Origin of the sequence: Brachybacterium phenoliresistens (genome assembly GCF_000576425.1) — a bacterium.
Taxonomy (GTDB): Bacteria; Actinomycetota; Actinomycetes; order Actinomycetales; family Dermabacteraceae; genus Brachybacterium; species Brachybacterium phenoliresistens.
The window spans coordinates 1-2,154 of record NZ_KK070022.1; the positions used below are offsets into that span (position 1 = coordinate 1).

Here is a 2,154-nt window from a genome sequence, read left to right on the forward strand (position 1 = left end):
GCGCGGGCGCCGGCGCCGGATCCGAGGCGGGTGCCGGGGTGGACGGCGTGGGGGCGGAGGCCCGTGCGGCCGGGGCGGGCCTCGAGGCCTTCTCGGCCTTCTGCTCGGGGGTCTCGATGGAGCGGCCGTCCTCTGCGACCTGTCCGGCGAGCGCCTCGCGCTCCTCGGCGGACAGCTGCGCGGGATCCACGGTCATCTGGACGAAGCCGCGCACCCGGGCCATCCCCTCCCCCAGCCGCAGCCCGCCGGTGCTCTCCTCGGCGGGCAGGTCGCCGAAGGCCAGGCGCCGCACCCCGGATGCCTCGACGACGGCGACGGGCTCATCGGCCGTGCCTGCGACCAGGCGCCGGCCGGCGGCGTCGTAGACGGCGAGGGGGCTCGTGCCCTTCACCACGAGGGCGGCGGACGTCTCGGAGACGAGGCCGATGAGGATCGAGGGGATCTTCTCGACGCCCTCGAGCCCGGCGGCCTCCACGATCGCGTCGAGGATCCGTGCCGGGTCCGGCGGCTCCGCCAGCACCGTCCAGACCGCCTCGATCATCGGCTTGCGCACACCGGGCACGAGGAGGGCCCATCCCGCCTCCCGGACGATCAGCGTCGCCGGTCCCGGCTGGAACCACACGCCGAGCCCCAGCAGAGGGGTCTGCTCGTTCACGAGGCCGCGCTTCCCGGGATCGGCCGGGGCAGGGTGTCCTCGTCGATCTCGACCAGCTCGCCCGGCTGCTCCGCCGCGCCATCCCCGGCGCGATCCGTGCCCGGGGTCGAGGCGGCGGCCTCGAGCACCACCACGGTGACGTTGTCATGGCCTCCGGCGGCCAGGGCCAGCTCGACGAGGTCGTCGCACACGATCTCCACGGACGCGGGGCTGCGCAGGAGGCGCTCGATGGTCGCGTCGTCGACCTCGCCGGACAGCCCGTCCGAGCAGATGAGGATGCGATCGCCGATCTCGGCGGGGATCAGCCAGTAGTCCGGCTCCGAATCGGGCCCTCCGCCCAGCGCCCGGGTGACCATGTGCCGATGGGGGTGGCGCAGGGCCTCCTGCGGGGTGATCTCGCCGCGGTCCATGAGCTCCTGGACCACCGAGTGGTCGACGCTGACCTGCTCGAAGATCTCGTCGGAGAGCCGATACACGCGCGAGTCGCCGAGGTTCAGCACGACCCAGTAGGCGATGTCGTCGATCACCATCGTCGCGACGAGCGCGACGGTCGTCCCGGCGGAGAGCATCCCGCCGCCGCCGACCTCGCCGATCCGCCGGGCGGCGCTGCGCAGCGCGTCGCCGAGCTGCTCGATGGTGACCGGCGGGCCCAGCGTGAGCTTCTCGAACTCCTCGACGGCGATCGCGCTGGCGACCTCGCCCGCATTGTGGCCGCCCATGCCGTCGGCGACCAGGTAGATCGGGGCGGCATCGAGGAAGGAGTCCTCGTTGGTCGCCCGCACGTGCCCGACATGCGTGCTGGCTGCGGAGACGACGCGGATCGCCCCGGGGAGCTCTCGGGCGGAGGAGGAGGGGCCGATCACTGATCCCTCTCCACGGTGAGCACGCGATCGCCGATCGCGACCTGTGCGCCGACGGGCAGGATCGTCGCGGTGTCCTGGACGAGTCCCTCGCGCGTGCCGTCCGGGTGGACGATCGCCGAACCGTTGGTGGAGCCGAGGTCGGTCACGAGGACGTCGTCGCCGGTGCCGTCCACCCGCAGATGCGTCTTGGAGACGGACCGGGTGTCGTCCTTGATGACGAAGGGCTTCTCCTGGTCCCCCGCGGCGGGGTTGCGCCCGACCACGACGGTGCGCTCGGACCGGAGCTCCGCCCCGTCGTCCATGCGCAGCGTGATGCTGCGGCGCACGGGAGCGGGCGGGATCACCGACAGGCGCGTCGCCTCGAGGTCCTCCTCGACGTCGTCGGTCGCGAGGGCGCGGGTGCGGTCGTCGACCTCGTCCCACGGGCCGCCGGAGGTCTCCTCGGCGACGGCCGGGGCCGACGGCGCCGGCGCGACGGGGGCGGCCGGGGCGGGCGCGGCCGGGGCGGGCGCGGCCGGGGCGGCGGTCCCGGCGTCCTGCTGCGGCGGAGCGGGAGCGGCCGGGGTGCCCCACGCGTCCTGCGGGGCCGCCGGCGCCGGGGATCCCCAGGTCTCCTGCGGTGCGGCGGGGGGGGCC

Annotated in this window: 2 protein-coding genes and 1 pseudogene; all 3 read right to left on the bottom strand. The window is 74.8% G+C overall.

Translation table 11 applies throughout. The features are described from left to right. Positions 1-655, bottom strand: a pseudogene (locus BF93_RS18710) (hypothetical protein); the annotation flags it as partial. Next, complete coding sequence (locus BF93_RS18715; protein ID WP_038374786.1) at positions 652-1,518, bottom strand: PP2C family protein-serine/threonine phosphatase; 867 nt, start codon at positions 1,516-1,518, stop codon at positions 652-654. The gene BF93_RS18715 and the pseudogene BF93_RS18710, both read right to left, overlap by 4 nt. Beyond that, positions 1,515-2,154, bottom strand: a 640-nt coding sequence (locus BF93_RS18720) for an FHA domain-containing protein (protein ID WP_038374787.1), incomplete at its 5' end; no start/stop codon positions are given. The genes BF93_RS18715 and BF93_RS18720, both read right to left, overlap by 4 nt.